Genomic DNA, 13937 nt, shown 5'->3' on the forward strand with positions numbered 1-13937 from the left:
TCTATGGTTTGCTCGGTTTGTTTATCTTGTACGGTGGATACACGGCGCGCGAGACCGTTGAGCCCTTGCTCGGATGAGCTTCAATCATTTCATTAGTGGCGTTTGTGTTAATGGGATGGATGCTAGTTAGACAAGCTGGAAATTCATCTTGAGCCAGAAAAGAAAAAGCCCAGCCAGTGGCCGGGCAAAAAACTTACAATCCAGGGAGAGAACATCTCTGAAAGGACTTCGCAAACAGAGCAAATAACTCGTTTAATGCGCCTTTCAATAATTCAGACTGGTCATTTTTTGATAAGTTCAAAAAAAAATAAAAAAATCTGAATTTGTTGTGAAAGCCAACGCTAGCATGCCTCTCAGCTTAGCTCTAGGTTAATGCGCTTCATCCCAATTGAGCCCGACGCCTGCTTCGGCAATCAATGGCACATCAAGTTTCACCGCACCTTCCATCAATTCGACGAGCTTTTGCTGTAATGGTTCAACTTGATCCTCTTTTATTTCGAAAACCAATTCATCATGAACCTGCATGATCATCCATGCTTCCTCCTGCGGTACGTTTGCGCGCAAATAATCAGCTACTTTGATCATTGCGTACTTAATGATATCGGCCGCGGTTCCTTGCATCGGTGCATTAATTGCAGCGCGTTCGGCGGCTTTACGGCGGGCTCCATTTTGCGCACGGATTTCCGGTAGCTGTAGTCGTCGACCGAACAGCGTTTCAACGTAACCGTCGCGCTTCGCTTGTTGCCGCGTGCGCTCCATATAATCTTGCACGCCAGGGAAGCGCTCAAAGTATTTTTCCATGTATTGCTGAGCTTCATGCCGCGGAATGTCCAGTTGGCGTGCCAAACCAAAAGCAGACATGCCATAAATAAGCCCAAAGTTGACCGCTTTCGCGCGACGGCGCTGCTCACTCGTCACCGACTCAAGATCGACACCAAAAACCTCTGCCGCCGTCGCCTTATGAATGTCGCGGCCCTTCGAGAACGCCTCGACCAAATTCTTGTCTTGCGACAGATGCGCCATAATGCGTAATTCGATTTGGCTATAGTCGATAGCCATAATCCGATAACCTGCGGGCGCGGTAAATGCCTTACGAACACGCCGTCCAGCTTCGGTTCGAATCGGAATATTCTGCAGATTAGGATCGCTCGATGACAGGCGTCCAGTCGCAGTTACCGCCTGATGATACGAGGTATGTATACGGCCAGTGCGCGGATTTACCATTTTGGGTAGCTTGTCCGTGTAGGTCGACTTCAACTTACTCAAGCCGCGATGGCGCATAATGACATCAGGCAACGGATAATCGAGCGCCAACTCCTGTAATACATCTTCTGCAGTTGATGGTGCGCCTTTCGGCGTTTTCTTGATAATCGGTAACTCGAGTTTCTCGAACAAAATGGCTTGCAATTGCTTCGGCGAGCCCAAGTTGAACTCTTCACCAGCAATGGTATAAGCCTGTTCTTCGAGTCGCGCTAACTCGAGCGCGATTTCATTGCTTTGCTTCGCTAACAATTGGGCATCAATTTGCACTCCATGCTGTTCCATATCGACCAGAATAGGCACTAATGGCAGCTCAATGTCCGTCAAAACTTTTAACAGCTTGGCGTCTTGGCTGACTTCACCCCAGAGTTTTTCGTGCAAACGCCATGTCACATCCGCGTCTTCAGCCGCGTAAGGAGCAGCTTCTTCAAGACCGATTTGATTAAACGTGAGCTGTTTCGCGCCTTTACCGGCAATATCCTCAAACGAAATCGGCCGATGGCCTAAGTACTGTAAGCTAAGCGTGTCCATGTCATGCCGCGAGCCAACGCTATTAAAGACATAAGACGCGAGCATCGTATCGTTGGCGATGCCGCTTAGGCGAATATCATAGCGGCGAAGAATATGGCTGTCGTATTTTAAGTTTTGTCCGACTTTACCAATGCTTGCGCTTTCGAGCAGCGGCTTCAATTGCGTGAGCACCCAACCACGATCCAGCTGTTCCGGAGCACCAGGGTAGTCATGCGCTACTGGAACATAAGCCGCTTCCCCCGCTCTGACGGCGAAAGATACACCGACTAATTCAGCTTCCATGTAATTTAAGCTGGTGGTTTCAGTATCGAAGGCAAAACATTTTGCTTGCTGCAGCTTCTCTAGCCACGTAATAAAAGCTTTTTTGTCGGTGATGACCTGATAATCAGCATCTACCTTTTTTGCCGGTTCCGTCGTCTGTTGTTGTTTTGCTTGCGTCGTTACCGGACCTTCTTGCAATACTTCATCGAGCCAACGCCGGAACTCACACTGTTTGTAAAGTTCAATCAACTGCTCACGATCAGGCTCTGAAATGACCAGCTCTTCAGGCTCTATACCATCAAGCTCAACATCGAGTTTAATGGTGGCCAGTTCCCGCGACAACATAAGCTGGTCTTTGTATTCAAGCAGCTTTTCCGGCATGCTTTTAGCACCGCGAAAACCAAGCTCAACAACGGCTTCTGGTCGTTCATACATAGCATCTATCGAGTGCATCCCTTGCAGCATGGCTAAAGCCGTTTTTTCACCGACCTTCGGCAAACCTGGGATATTGTCAGAGCTATCTCCCATGAGTGCTAGATAATCGATAATTTGCTCTGGTTTGACGCCATATTTAGCAACCACACCATCGCTATCGAGCAAGGTGTCGGTCATCGTGTTGATCAGCATCACATGCTCATTGACCAACTGCGCCATATCTTTATCACCGGTACTGATCAGGGTAAAACGCCCCTGTTCACCAGCTTGGCGTGCGAGCGTCCCGATCACATCATCAGCCTCTACATTGTCGATACACAGTAACGGCAACCCTAAAGCTTTCACAATGGCGTGCAGTGGTGCAATTTGTGAACGCAAGTCGTCGGGCATCGGTGGTCGGTTGGCTTTGTATTCCGCGTACATATCGTTGCGAAAAGTCTTACCTTTGGCATCGAACACCACCGCCATATGTGACGGCTGGTATTTCTTTATCAAGCTACGCAGCATGTTGACGACGCCGTAGATAGCGCCAGTCGGCTCACCGGCCGAATTGGTAAGGTGCGGAGGCGCGTAAAACGCTCGAAAGAGATACGAAGATCCATCCACAAGAATAAACGGATTTGCGGGCACTTCTGGGTTTGTCTTGCTAGCCATAATAGCTCACTGCAGGTTGCGGATTCAGATAGGGGTAAGCATGCCACAGGCGGTTGATGGGCGCTAGTTCAAGCATTGGAGGATAGTGTGCATATACTGTGGATAAGTCTGTTGACAACAGCACTGATAGCCGCAAACCGAGAGACGGAGTTGCAGCAGGATAGATTAAAAAACTCTTTTATTACAGGGGGTTATTCTTAGATAAAACCCTGACAGCTTTGTTTTTTTTATTTTGTGTCAGTTGTGGAAACTGATCTTAAAACTGGACTCTGCCGTAACTCATCATACTGATAACGAACTGGTTGGCGAATCCTTGGTCGATCACTGTTTGTTTTTTCGACCGGAGATTAAGACTACCACAAAGTTTCATGAAAACCAGTTTTTGAATCATCTTTTTTAGTATGTTTTTCGCATATAAAAGTAATCCATTAGATGAATAGGTAATCAGAAAAAGTTCTTGATGTTTACTATGAAGATCGTCATATTAGAACTGCTTTGCATACTTTTCATGCACGTTAGTTGATTCAGATGGGAATCGAGATATGAAGGCAATGATCAGTGAAAACGTTGTAAAACCGGTGCGTGAACGTCGACGTGGTTTGTTCGATGCGACTCAGTGGTGGGAACGTTTGTCGATGGACCAAAAATTTGGTGTCTATCAACTAGCGAAATTCGGTTATGAGCTCGCATTTATTCGTAACCTCGCCGATGCAGGCCCACTCGCGGTAGTGCGTCGTAATCAGGATTACGCAACGGTCAGTCACTCTGGCGAAGTTAATCTCCGCCCTAATATTGTTATCCGCGACTAACGAGCTGCCGACGAACCTTTTCGGTATTTGGCAGCATTCCTTCATGCCATAGCGCAAATGCCGTGGCAGCTTGTTCTATCAGCATTCCTAAGCCATCAGCCGTTTTCGCGACACCCGCACGCTGAGCTCGTTGCATGAAAACCGTGTCGGTTTTTGCGTACATCATATCGTAAGCGAGTGCCGCACCCTCAAACCAAGAATCATGAACCGCAAGGTGCTGCTGTCCTAAGGATGCCGATGTTGCATTCACCAGCAAGTAGTCACCGGCCTGCCAAGAGCTCGGTCTTTGTTGGTTTAGATCTGCAAATTCAAGTCCCTGCAGGCCAACAAAGCGTTGCTGTAATTCCGTCACCTTAGCCGAGGTACGGTTCGTCATCGCTACTTCCATCCCACTCTTTTGTAGCGACTCAATGACACCCGCCGCAGCACCGCCTGCACCAATAATCAAAACCTTTGCAGCAGGTCGCTCTCGCTGGGTAATAAAGCGCAGATCATTCAGCAATCCAGCGCCATCTGTTGTATCGCCAAGCAATTGGCCGCAGCCGAGTGGAATGAGTGTGTTCACTGCGCCCGCGCGCGCGGCACGATCGGTCAGATGCGTCACCAGCTGTGCCGTTTGTTGCTTAAAGGGTACGGTGACATTCGCCCCTGCACCGCCGCTACGAAAAAACGCTGCCACGTGCTGAGCAAATGTAGCCTTTGATGCTAAACTGCGGGTATATTGCAGCTCAACCCCAAACTGCTGAGCAAAAGCTTGGTGAATTTGCGGTGATAAGCTGTGTGAAATCGGATTACCAAAGACTGTAAAATGCTTCATGTTGTCATTTCTTAAACGATCTAAATCAGCAGCCGAACCGCCCTCGCTCTATCAACAGCTAGGTGGAGAAGCCGGCGTACGAAAACTTGCAGAACGCTTCTACGATATCATGGAAACAGATCCGCGTGCGCATGATCTGCTTGCTATCCACGCACTCCCACTTACCGCGATTCGACAAAAGTTCTTCGAGTTTCTGAGTGGCTGGCTTGGCGGCCCACAGTTATTCGTCGAAAAGTACGGTCATCCAAGATTACGCCAACGTCATCTGCCCTTTCGTATCGATGTCAAATTGCGTGACCAGTGGCTACTGTGTATGTATCAAGTGTTAGATGAACAGGTCGAAGACCCACTCGTGCATATGCAATTGAAGCAGCGTTTTACCGCGCTCGCACACCATATGATCAATACCGATTAAAGCTCGGCGAGCCAATCACGAGGGCGCAAATAGTCATGGTACAGCCGCTCCTCTGGTGAACCTGGCTCAGGCTGAAAACCATATTCCCAACGCGCCAAAGGTGGCATTGACATCAAAATAGACTCGGTGCGACCACCGGTTTGCAAACCAAACAAAGTGCCGCGGTCCCAAACTAAGTTAAACTCAACATAGCGACCACGACGATAGAGTTGGAACTGACGTTCACGCTCGCCGTATGCCTTATTTTTGCGGCGTTCGATAATTGGCAAATAAGCCTCAAGGTAGGCATCACCGACCGCACGCATAATCGCAAAACACTCTTCGAACGGACGATCATTTAAGTCATCGAAAAACAAACCACCTACACCACGCGTTTCTTCGCGATGCTTCAGCCAAAAATAATCGTCACACCAAGCCTTAAATTTGGGATATAAGTCATCACCAAAGGGCGCCAGCGCTTGTTGCGCAACTTGATGCCAGTGTTTGATGTCGTCGTCAAATGGATAAAACGGTGTTAAATCGAAACCACCACCAAACCACCAGACGGGCTCACTACCCTCTTTTTCGGCGATGAAAAAGCGTACATTGGCGTGACTCGTGGGAATATACGGATTGCGCGGATGCATCACCAACGACACGCCACAGGCGTTGAAGTTACGCCCTGCCAACTCAGGTCGATGAGCCGTTGCGGAGGCTGGCATTTGCTCGCCAAAAACGTGTGAAAAGCCAATTCCACCTTGCTCGAGCACAGCACCATCGCGTAAGACTCGCGAGCGGCCACCGCCACCGCCAGGGCGTTGCCAAGCATCCTCACGGAAGCTTGCACCGGCATCTGCTTGCTCTAAAGCTGAGCTAATGCGGTCCTGAAGATTTTTTAAATAATCAATGACTTGTGTTAAAGCAGGGTGGCTCATATTAATCTCGTACGACTGAGTTGGTTAACGGATCGATGATTTTGGTCGGTGTCGCAAGATGACCGACAGGCGCGTCCATGACCCAAGCGATTTGCTCACCGAAGGCTTCCCGCACTGCGCTCGCTGTGGTTAACGGTGCTTCGCCCGTCACGTTCGCACTGGTCGAGACGATAGCACTACCCAGTGCCTTACAAAGTTGTCGCGCCGGTTCATGTGCGGTGACGCGCACTGCAATCGTATCACGACCGCCAGTGAGCCACTTCGGCGTGCGCTCGCTCGCTGGCAGGACAAGGGTGATAGGTCCAGGCCAGTGGGAAAAGACACTGAAGCGTTTATCTTGTGGAATTTTCAAGTCAGCAACGTAGGCTACTAACTGGCTATAGTCCGCAGCTAGCAGAATCACGCCCTTCTCGAGTGGCCGTTGCTTAAGCTCAAGCAATTTTTGCACTGCTTTTTCGTTGCGCGGATCACAACCAAGGCCGAACACCGCCTCGGTTGGATAAGCCAATAACTCACCAGCGCTGAAAGCCGTGCGTGCTGCATCCCAATCCATCTTTACCCTCGTCGACTAACGTATTTTAGATTTGTAATCGCAATCTGGATTACCACAAATCAAACGCTCACCCGCATTGGTTTTCTTGCGCAACAATATCGGATAATCGCAACTAGGACAGGATTCTGCCACAGGTGGCAACGGAACGGAAAACTTACATTTTGGATAGCCGTCGCAGGCATAAAAAGAATGACCAAAGCGACTCGTTTTCTGCACCAGCTTGCCTTGCTTGCATTCAGGGCACGAAACATCAGTGCCAGGGTCGAAATCCGCTGATGTCATGTAATCGCATTCGGGATAACCGCTACAACCAACAAAAAGGCCGAACCGGCCTTTCTTCAGTTGCAGTTCTCGCTGGCACCGGGGGCAAGGAACGCCCAGTGGTTGTGGCTCAAGGAAGTTGTCGGTCATTTAATGCAATAGACCTTCTGGTTCCTCAAACAATAAGCCTTCCATCTGATTGTAGGCATCTTCACAGCCTGGCACGTTAAACAGCACCATCAACACCACCCACTTCAGATCGTCGATTGTCACTTCGGCTAAATCTAGCTCCATCACCCGATCCATGACCATTTCGCGAGTCGCAAAATCAAGGACACCAAGGTTTTCAAGATAGATTAAGAAACCGCGACTTGCACAATCAAGACGGGCATTTTCTTCGGCAGTAAACACACGCGTTGCACTGCTTTGAGAACGATTGAGATACGGCTTGCTCTGACTCTCTTGCAAGTCAGCCAAGCGTTCTAACCATGCCAAAGCTTTGTGAATCTCTTGCTGGCGGAAACCCGCCCGCGTGAGTTCATCGGTAAGCTCATCATGGTTTACCACCACCTCAACATCCGAGTGGATAAAGTTCTCGAACAGGTACATGAGGATATCAAACATCGTTAGCGCCTCCCCACTTTGATAAAACCACCGGCGATTGAAGCTACTCGACCTTCTAATTCTAATAACACCAACTGCTCAGAAACCACAGCGACCGGTAGTCCGCTGCGCGCTACGATAGTGTCTAACGATGTAGCCTCATAGCCCACATTAGCCAACAATTGCTGGTTTGCCAAGCTTCCGGCGGATTTATTTTCATCCAACAACGAGCCCTGCTGATAACAAGGTTCTAGATTCAATTCATGCAATACATCGTTTGCATCGCGGACCAGTGTCGCGCCTTGGCGCAACAACTGCAAATTACCGCTGACTTGGGCATCCCAAATGCTGCCAGGTAACGCCATAACGCTCCGCCCCTGTTCTAGCGCGTGCCGCGCGGTGTTTAATGAACCACTACGCGGTTGCGCTTCAATCACCAACACGCCTTTTGCTAAGCCACTTAAGATACGGTTCCGCAACGGAAAATGTTCAGTCTTGCTTGGCGTGCCAGGCGGATATTCCGTCACCACCAGCCCAGCCTGCTCGATTTGCTGCTGCAACTGCTGGTTCCGTTTTGGCGAAGCAATGTCAGGACCATTGCCAAGCACTGCCAGCGTCGGTCCATTGCGCAACGCACCTTGATGAGCGTGTTTATCGACGCCTTGCGCAAGCCCACTCGATATTAATAGACCTGCTTGGGTGAGCTGCTCGGCAAAGTAATCCGCGTTAGTTTGCGCCACGGCGCTTGCCTTACGACTGCCGACGATGGCTAGTTGCGGCCGCTCTAGTAATTCGACGTTACCGGCCAAAAATAACACTAACGGCGGTCGTTTAATGGTGCGCAATCGTTCAGGAAAGTCAGCTTCGAACCAGTGCATGATGCGCCGTTTCGAATGACCCGCGAGCCAACTTTCAGTGAGTTGCACTTGGCGCGGGCGAACTTGTTTTACAAAGTCAGCAATAAAAAGTCGTACGGCAGCAAAAGAGCTTTGCTTGAAGACACTGCGACGCTGATCGGCGGGCAACCAACTCAGTGCCAGCAATTCTGGAATAGTAGCTTGCATAGCACATCCTTGTGCGAAAATTTTTTAAAATTAATTAGCGGCTATTTGTTTGGGCACAAAATAAGCGCCCACCTCAAACCACTCTTGTGCATCCACCACCATCACCACGCTTGCTTTAGCGTAGGTTTTTAAGACCAACATTTCCGCGGTCGCCTGTGGTGGCAAATTCAATGTCTCGCGCCAACGACGGGACAGATCATCATAAGGTTTATATAAGTTAGCGGCTTCCGGAACCTCTTCATCCATAAAAATCGCCGTCCCAGGACGTAATGCTTGGAACATTTGCCCAACTTCCACGCCATCGTCACTACCACGGTCGATGACCATCACGTCATACTTACCATGTTTTTCGCGACTGTTAAGCGAAGCAACGATAGTACCGTCTACATTAGCGCCGCTTTTTGGCACGATAATGTCTGGTAGATCTAGCGCTTGGCGTGCCATCACCACATCGCCTCGGCGAATTTCACGGGCTGGATCGATCAGGTCTCCTTCTGCAGTCCGGTCGTGTTGCATATTGATGCGCATACCGCCGACATCACGCAGCAGGTGCATGTCCGCAAATTGTTCAATGCGCGCATAAACCCTGTAGTGCTCACCGACCTCGACATTGCCCTCGACAAACACCGGCGTCATACCGTTAATGCGCGGTGCGCCACGATTGTCACCTAAGATCTGCGGTACATTTTGCAAATCCGCTTCAGACAAGACATGGAAACCATCCAAAAACGGTTCCAATTCACTTAAATCAAAGGTTGGGATTGGGTTGCCTTTAGGTTCAATCTTACCCTCAGGCGTCATCGCTCGATAGGCTTTGCGCGACAACTGCGGCCGCCCATTCACCCAGCTTAAATACAAACGGTCACCCGGGTAGATAAGGTGTGGATTCGCAATATCATCATTCACCCGCCACAACTCGGGCCAAAGCCAAGGGTCGCTGAGAAACATTTCGGAAATATCCCAAAGGGTATCGCCTTTTTTGACCACATATTCGCGTGGTGCATCTTCACGTAAACGAATGACGTCACCCTGCGTGGTTGAGGTCGCAGAAGATTCGTTCTGTTGCGTTGCGAGCGCCGTTGCTGGAACAACAAGCAAAAATCCGATGACCGCAATCGCTGGGAATCGCCACATAGTCATAGTGAGCTCCATTGTAAACTCGTGTTTTCATCCCCAAATTACGTTAAAATTAGCAAAGATGAAACTAGCGATGAACGAGTTATGACTAAATTAAACATTTTAAAGTATCCAGACGAGCGCTTACGCACTGTCGCGGAACCAGTTACTAGTGTAGATGATGATTTGCGCAACACAATCGATGCGATGTTCGAAACTATGTACGAATCAAACGGCGTCGGTCTAGCGGCTACGCAAGTCAATGTTCATAAACGCCTTTTTGTAGCTGATTGTAGCGAAGATCAGAACGAACCGTTAGTCTTTATCAATCCAGAGATTACAGAAAAAGACGGTTTATTCACCAATGAAGAGGGTTGTTTATCGTTTCCGGGCGTCTATGCCAAGGTTGAGCGTGCACAAAAAGTAACCGTACAAGCCCTTGATCGACATGGCGAAAGCTTCAGCCTTACGGCCGATGGCTTGCTCGCGATTTGCATCCAACACGAGCTTGATCACCTAAACGGCAAATTATTTGTGGATTATTTATCGCCGTTGAAACGTGATCGCATTCGCAAAAAGCTTGAGAAAGAAGCTAAGTTACAGGCAGTTTAACGCCATGCGCATTGTATTTGCCGGTACTCCTGAGTTTGCAGCTGAGCATTTGGCTGCGTTATTGTCGAGCAGCGAACACGAGGTGGTTGCTGTTTATACGCAGCCGGACCGCCCTGCAGGACGTGGTAAGAAACTGCACGCCAGTGCAGTCAAGCAACTCGCGCTCAAACACGCGATACCGGTAGAGCAACCATCAACGCTCAAAGATGTCGATGCACAAGCGCAGCTTGCGCAATACCATGCTGACGTCATGGTCGTAGTTGCCTATGGCTTGCTGTTGCCGCAAGCGGCACTCGACATTCCAACGTATGGCTGTATTAACGTACACGGCTCTTTACTGCCACGCTGGCGGGGGGCGGCGCCGATTCAGCGCGCTATTTGGGCAGGCGATTCGCACGCTGGTGTTGCGATTATGCAAATGGAAGCCGGGCTTGATACCGGTCCGGTATTACTCAGTCGCAGCATTGAAATTGCGGTAGATGAAACATCAGCTAGCTTATACGGCAAACTCGCCGACTTGGGCCCTCAGGCATTAATCGAGTGTTTGGCTGATTTACCTAAGTATCTGGCCGACGCGCAAGTGCAAGACGAGCATCAGGTCACCTATGCGAAAAAGCTCAGTAAACAAGAAGCTCAACTCGATTGGCACTTACCCGCGGCGCAGCTCGAGCGTAATGTCCGCGCGTTTAACCCATGGCCGATCGCTTGGTTAACGACCGCAGCGGGACAGGTTGTGAAAGTATGGCGTACCGAAGTCTGCACCGGTGCTAGCAGCAAAGCAGCCGGAACCGTTTTGCGCGCCGATAAACAAGGTATTGTGATTCAAACGACAGATGCCGCCCTTTGCATTACCGAGTTGCAGCCGCCAGGCAAAAAACCAATGCCGGTCAACGACTTTTTGAACGGTCGCAGTGAATGGTTCCCTTTAGACAGCGTTCTGCCTGGAGTTGAACATGAGTAAAGGTGCGGATTCCCGTGCCGCCGCCGCGTTAGTCATTGCAGACGTGCTGGAACGAGGTCGCTCGGTAAATCAGGCATTACCCCTACATAGTAAAAATTTAGCACCACGCGATCGTGCGCACGTGCAGTCGCTCGCCTACGGCGTACTGCGAAATCTGCCTTTACTCAATGCCGCGCTAAGTGAGTTTCTCGATAAACCGCTGAAGAAAGATCTGCTTATTCTGCACTACCTGCTGTTAGTGGGCGCTTACCAACTTCTATTGATGAGCACTTCTGATCATGCCGCGGTCGCGGCCACGGTAGAAGCCACAGTCGCACTCAAGAAGCGCCGCCAAAAAGGCTTAGTCAACGCGGTGTTAAGAAATCTACAACGGCAACGCACACAGTTACTTCCGCGCTTGCAACAGCGGCAAGATTTAGCGCATGCGCATCCACGTTGGCTCGCCGATGCCATTCAAGCGGCTTACCCCGACCAAGCAGAAGCGATTTTTGCCGCCAACAATCAGCAAGCGCCCATGTGGTTGCGCGTCAATACTCGGCAGACGTCGGTTCCTGCATTTATCGATGCGCTGAATGCTTTCGACGCTGAACTCATCGATACCGCTAGCGTGGCAATGCTACCAACCGCTATCAAACTCAACCACGCGGTCGACGTCCGTCAGTTACCCGGGTTCGAGCAAGGTTGGTTTTCGGTACAAGATATTGCCGCACAACATGCCGCCCCGCTGCTAGCAACGCAGGCGCAGGAGCGGGTCTTGGATTGTTGTGCCGCGCCCGGTGGTAAAACCGCTCATATTCTCGAGCTTGCGCCACAAGCTAAAGTGACTGCGCTTGATGTCGATCCACAGCGGCTCGAGCGCGTTTACGAAAACCTTACGCGACTGCAACTATCTACCGAGGTACTATGCGGCGATGCTGCAGCACCTGATCAATGGTGGAATGGCGAGCTCTTCGATCGCATCTTGCTTGATGCACCCTGCTCGGCCACCGGCGTCATTCGCCGACACCCTGATATTAAATGGTTACGGCGCGCGAGCGATATTAGCGCATTGGTGCAGTTACAAACGAAGATTTTAGATGCCCTCTGGTCATTAATTCGACCCGGTGGTAGGTTAGTTTACGCAACCTGTTCGATTCTGCCGCAAGAAAATCAGCAGCAGATGGATGCTTTCGTAGTACGTCATCCAGACGCACTGCCGCAGCCAACGGCGCCCAATGGCGAGTTTGGTTGGCAACGTTTACCCGGCGAACAAGGTGGTGATGGTTTTTACTACGCAATCGTGGACAAAGCACAATGAAAATAGTGATTCTCGGTGGTGGTGAAGTTGGCGGTACCCTAGCTGAAAACTTGGCTGGGGAAGATAACGATATTACGGTTGTCGACAACGACCCGACCAAACTCGCAATGCTCGCCGAGTATCATGATATTCGTACCGTACAGGGGCATGCCTCTTACCCGCGAGTGTTGCGTAACGCAGGCTGTGAAGACGCAGATATGCTAATTGCGGTAACGCAAAGCGATGAAACCAACATGATGGCCTGCCAAATCGCCTATACCATGTTCCGCACACCGAAGCGCATCGCGCGGGTGCGCTCTGAAGAGTACATCGATTTTCGTGATCAGCTCTTTCATAAAGATGATATGCCAGTTGACCATGTTATTTCGCCCGAGCAAAAAGTCACACAATACATCAAACGTTTAGTTGACTATCCCGGAGCCTTGCAAGTCATGGAGTTTGCCGGTGGGCGCGCCAGCTTGGTTGCGGTGAAAGCATACTACGGTGGAAAATTGGTCGGTCATGCCATTTCCTCGTTGAAAGATCACATGCCCAACGTCGAAACGCGAGTCGCGGCAATTTTCCGTCAAGGCAAAGCCATCAAACCTATGGGTACCACTATCATCGAAGCCGGTGACGAGGTGTTTTTCATTGCCGATACTCGCTACGTGCGCATGGTGATGGAAGAAATGCAAAAGCTTGAACACCAATATCGGCGCATTATGATCGCCGGCGGTGGTAATGTCGGTGCAGGATTGGCACGCATGCTCGAAGACAACCATCAGGTGAAACTGATTGAACGCAATCAAGAGCGCGCTGAACAACTCAACGAAAGCCTCAGCCACACCACAATTTTGAACGGTGATGCGTCTAACCACCGCTTACTTTCTGACGAACATATTGAAGATGTCGATGTGTTTATTGCGGTGACCAACGACGATGAAGCGAATATTATGTCGGCAATGCTGGCGAAGAAAATGGGCGCCAAGAAGACGATGGTGCTGATTCAACGCCAAGCTTACGTTGATTTGGTGCAAGATGACGTCATTGATATTGCCATATCGCCGCAACGGGCAACGGTTTCAGCGCTGCTCTCGCTGATTCGTAAAGCCGACATCGTGAATGCTTATTCGCTGCGCAAGGGCGCTGCGGAAGCCATTGAAGCAATCGCGCACGGCGACGAGAAAACCTCAAAAGTGGTGGGTAAAGCAATCAATGAAATCAAGCTACCACCCGGCACCACTATCGGTGCGATTGTGCGTGGTCACGAAGTGATGATTGCGCATGACGATACCATCGTTCAAGCCGACGACCATGTCATCATGTTCTTGGTCGATAAGAAGTATATTCGTGAAGTAGAGCGTTTATTCCAGCCCAGCGCCCTATTCTTCTAAG

General features: G+C 50.1%; 14 protein-coding genes. 6 read left to right on the forward strand and 8 right to left on the reverse strand.

The features are described 5' to 3' along the window. Positions 1 to 369: 369 nt before the first annotated feature. A complete protein-coding gene (gene polA / locus IDAT_RS10725; RefSeq protein ID WP_034733485.1) occupies positions 370 to 3141 on the reverse strand; it encodes a DNA polymerase I in 2772 nt (923 codons plus the stop codon). A gap of 542 nt (positions 3142 to 3683) precedes the next feature. Here polA and IDAT_RS10730 point away from each other — a divergent pair. Beyond that, the gene (locus tag IDAT_RS10730) at positions 3684 to 3950 is read left to right on the forward strand and encodes a hypothetical protein (protein WP_051986739.1); all 267 of its coding nucleotides are present in this window, start codon (positions 3684 to 3686) and stop codon (positions 3948 to 3950) included. Here the strand turns inward: IDAT_RS10730 and aroE are convergent. Next, positions 3937 to 4767: a shikimate dehydrogenase gene (gene aroE, locus IDAT_RS10735; RefSeq protein WP_034733487.1), complete on the reverse strand. Its 831-nt coding sequence runs from the start codon at positions 4765 to 4767 to the stop codon at positions 3937 to 3939. The genes IDAT_RS10730 and aroE overlap by 14 nt on opposite strands. Between aroE and IDAT_RS10740 the strand changes: the two genes are divergently transcribed. Continuing rightward, a complete protein-coding gene (locus IDAT_RS10740) occupies positions 4766 to 5182 on the forward strand; it encodes a group II truncated hemoglobin (protein ID WP_034733489.1) in 417 nt (138 codons plus the stop codon). The two genes, aroE and IDAT_RS10740, sit on opposite strands and share 2 nt — an antisense overlap. On the opposite strand, the gene hemF is transcribed toward IDAT_RS10740, so the two are convergent. From hemF to IDAT_RS10770, 6 genes are read right to left on the reverse strand one after another with little or no spacing between them, the layout of a single operon-like run. Further along, a complete protein-coding gene (hemF, locus tag IDAT_RS10745; RefSeq protein ID WP_034733491.1) occupies positions 5179 to 6096 on the reverse strand; it encodes an oxygen-dependent coproporphyrinogen oxidase in 918 nt (305 codons plus the stop codon). The two genes, IDAT_RS10740 and hemF, sit on opposite strands and share 4 nt — an antisense overlap. A 1-nt stretch (position 6097) precedes the next feature. Beyond that, positions 6098 to 6649: an L-threonylcarbamoyladenylate synthase type 1 TsaC gene (gene tsaC, locus IDAT_RS10750; protein ID WP_034733493.1), complete on the reverse strand. Its 552-nt coding sequence runs from the start codon at positions 6647 to 6649 to the stop codon at positions 6098 to 6100. Between the two features lie 15 nt (positions 6650 to 6664). Then, positions 6665 to 7060 (reverse strand): DNA topoisomerase family protein, encoded by a 396-nt coding sequence (locus tag IDAT_RS10755; RefSeq protein ID WP_051986741.1) that lies wholly within the window; start codon positions 7058 to 7060, stop codon positions 6665 to 6667. Further along, the gene (locus tag IDAT_RS10760) at positions 7061 to 7534 is read right to left on the reverse strand and encodes a DUF494 family protein (protein ID WP_034733495.1); all 474 of its coding nucleotides are present in this window, start codon (positions 7532 to 7534) and stop codon (positions 7061 to 7063) included. It abuts the gene before it with no gap. A 2-nt stretch (positions 7535 to 7536) separates the two neighbouring features. Further along, positions 7537 to 8577, reverse strand: a complete 1041-nt coding sequence (gene dprA, locus IDAT_RS10765) for a DNA-processing protein DprA (RefSeq protein WP_051986743.1) — start codon at positions 8575 to 8577, stop codon at positions 7537 to 7539. 30 nt (positions 8578 to 8607) lie between these two features. After that, the gene (locus tag IDAT_RS10770; protein WP_034733498.1) at positions 8608 to 9717 is read right to left on the reverse strand and encodes a LysM peptidoglycan-binding domain-containing protein; all 1110 of its coding nucleotides are present in this window, start codon (positions 9715 to 9717) and stop codon (positions 8608 to 8610) included. An 81-nt stretch (positions 9718 to 9798) separates the two neighbouring features. On the opposite strand from IDAT_RS10770, the gene def reads away from it, so the two are divergent. From def to trkA, 4 genes are read left to right on the forward strand one after another with little or no spacing between them, the layout of a single operon-like run. Beyond that, positions 9799 to 10305 (forward strand): peptide deformylase, encoded by a 507-nt coding sequence (gene def / locus IDAT_RS10775; RefSeq protein WP_034733500.1) that lies wholly within the window; start codon positions 9799 to 9801, stop codon positions 10303 to 10305. 4 nt (positions 10306 to 10309) lie between these two features. After that, positions 10310 to 11266: a methionyl-tRNA formyltransferase gene (gene fmt, locus IDAT_RS10780; RefSeq protein ID WP_034733502.1), complete on the forward strand. Its 957-nt coding sequence runs from the start codon at positions 10310 to 10312 to the stop codon at positions 11264 to 11266. Then, positions 11259 to 12563, forward strand: coding sequence for a 16S rRNA (cytosine(967)-C(5))-methyltransferase RsmB (rsmB, locus tag IDAT_RS10785; protein WP_034733504.1), 1305 nt, complete (start codon positions 11259 to 11261; stop codon positions 12561 to 12563). Before fmt ends, rsmB begins: the two co-directional genes overlap by 8 nt. Next, entirely contained in the window at positions 12560 to 13936 is a 1377-nt protein-coding gene (gene trkA, locus IDAT_RS10790; RefSeq protein WP_034733506.1) for a Trk system potassium transporter TrkA, read from the forward strand. Before rsmB ends, trkA begins: the two co-directional genes overlap by 4 nt. The last annotated feature ends 1 nt before the right edge of the window (position 13937 follow it).

The organism is Pseudidiomarina atlantica (assembly GCF_000753735.1).
Taxonomy (GTDB): domain Bacteria; phylum Pseudomonadota; class Gammaproteobacteria; order Enterobacterales; family Alteromonadaceae; genus Pseudidiomarina; species Pseudidiomarina atlantica.

Excerpts from the sequence above, each read along its gene's own strand:
- polA (WP_034733485.1), bottom strand. The coding sequence starts at position 3,141 with ATGGCTAGCAAGACAAACCCAGAAGTGCCCGCAAATCCGTTTATTCTT.
- IDAT_RS10730 (WP_051986739.1), top strand. The coding sequence starts at position 3,684 with ATGAAGGCAATGATCAGTGAAAACGTTGTAAAACCGGTGCGTGAACGT.
- IDAT_RS10740 (WP_034733489.1), top strand. The coding sequence starts at position 4,766 with ATGTTGTCATTTCTTAAACGATCTAAATCAGCAGCCGAACCGCCCTCG.
- aroE (WP_034733487.1), bottom strand. The coding sequence starts at position 4,767 with ATGAAGCATTTTACAGTCTTTGGTAATCCGATTTCACACAGCTTATCA.
- hemF (WP_034733491.1), bottom strand. The coding sequence starts at position 6,096 with ATGAGCCACCCTGCTTTAACACAAGTCATTGATTATTTAAAAAATCTT.
- tsaC (WP_034733493.1), bottom strand. The coding sequence starts at position 6,649 with ATGGATTGGGATGCAGCACGCACGGCTTTCAGCGCTGGTGAGTTATTG.
- IDAT_RS10755 (WP_051986741.1), bottom strand. The coding sequence starts at position 7,060 with ATGACCGACAACTTCCTTGAGCCACAACCACTGGGCGTTCCTTGCCCC.
- IDAT_RS10760 (WP_034733495.1), bottom strand. The coding sequence starts at position 7,534 with ATGTTTGATATCCTCATGTACCTGTTCGAGAACTTTATCCACTCGGAT.
- dprA (WP_051986743.1), bottom strand. The coding sequence starts at position 8,577 with ATGCAAGCTACTATTCCAGAATTGCTGGCACTGAGTTGGTTGCCCGCC.
- IDAT_RS10770 (WP_034733498.1), bottom strand. The coding sequence starts at position 9,717 with ATGACTATGTGGCGATTCCCAGCGATTGCGGTCATCGGATTTTTGCTT.
- def (WP_034733500.1), top strand. The coding sequence starts at position 9,799 with ATGACTAAATTAAACATTTTAAAGTATCCAGACGAGCGCTTACGCACT.
- fmt (WP_034733502.1), top strand. The coding sequence starts at position 10,310 with ATGCGCATTGTATTTGCCGGTACTCCTGAGTTTGCAGCTGAGCATTTG.
- rsmB (WP_034733504.1), top strand. The coding sequence starts at position 11,259 with ATGAGTAAAGGTGCGGATTCCCGTGCCGCCGCCGCGTTAGTCATTGCA.
- trkA (WP_034733506.1), top strand. The coding sequence starts at position 12,560 with ATGAAAATAGTGATTCTCGGTGGTGGTGAAGTTGGCGGTACCCTAGCT.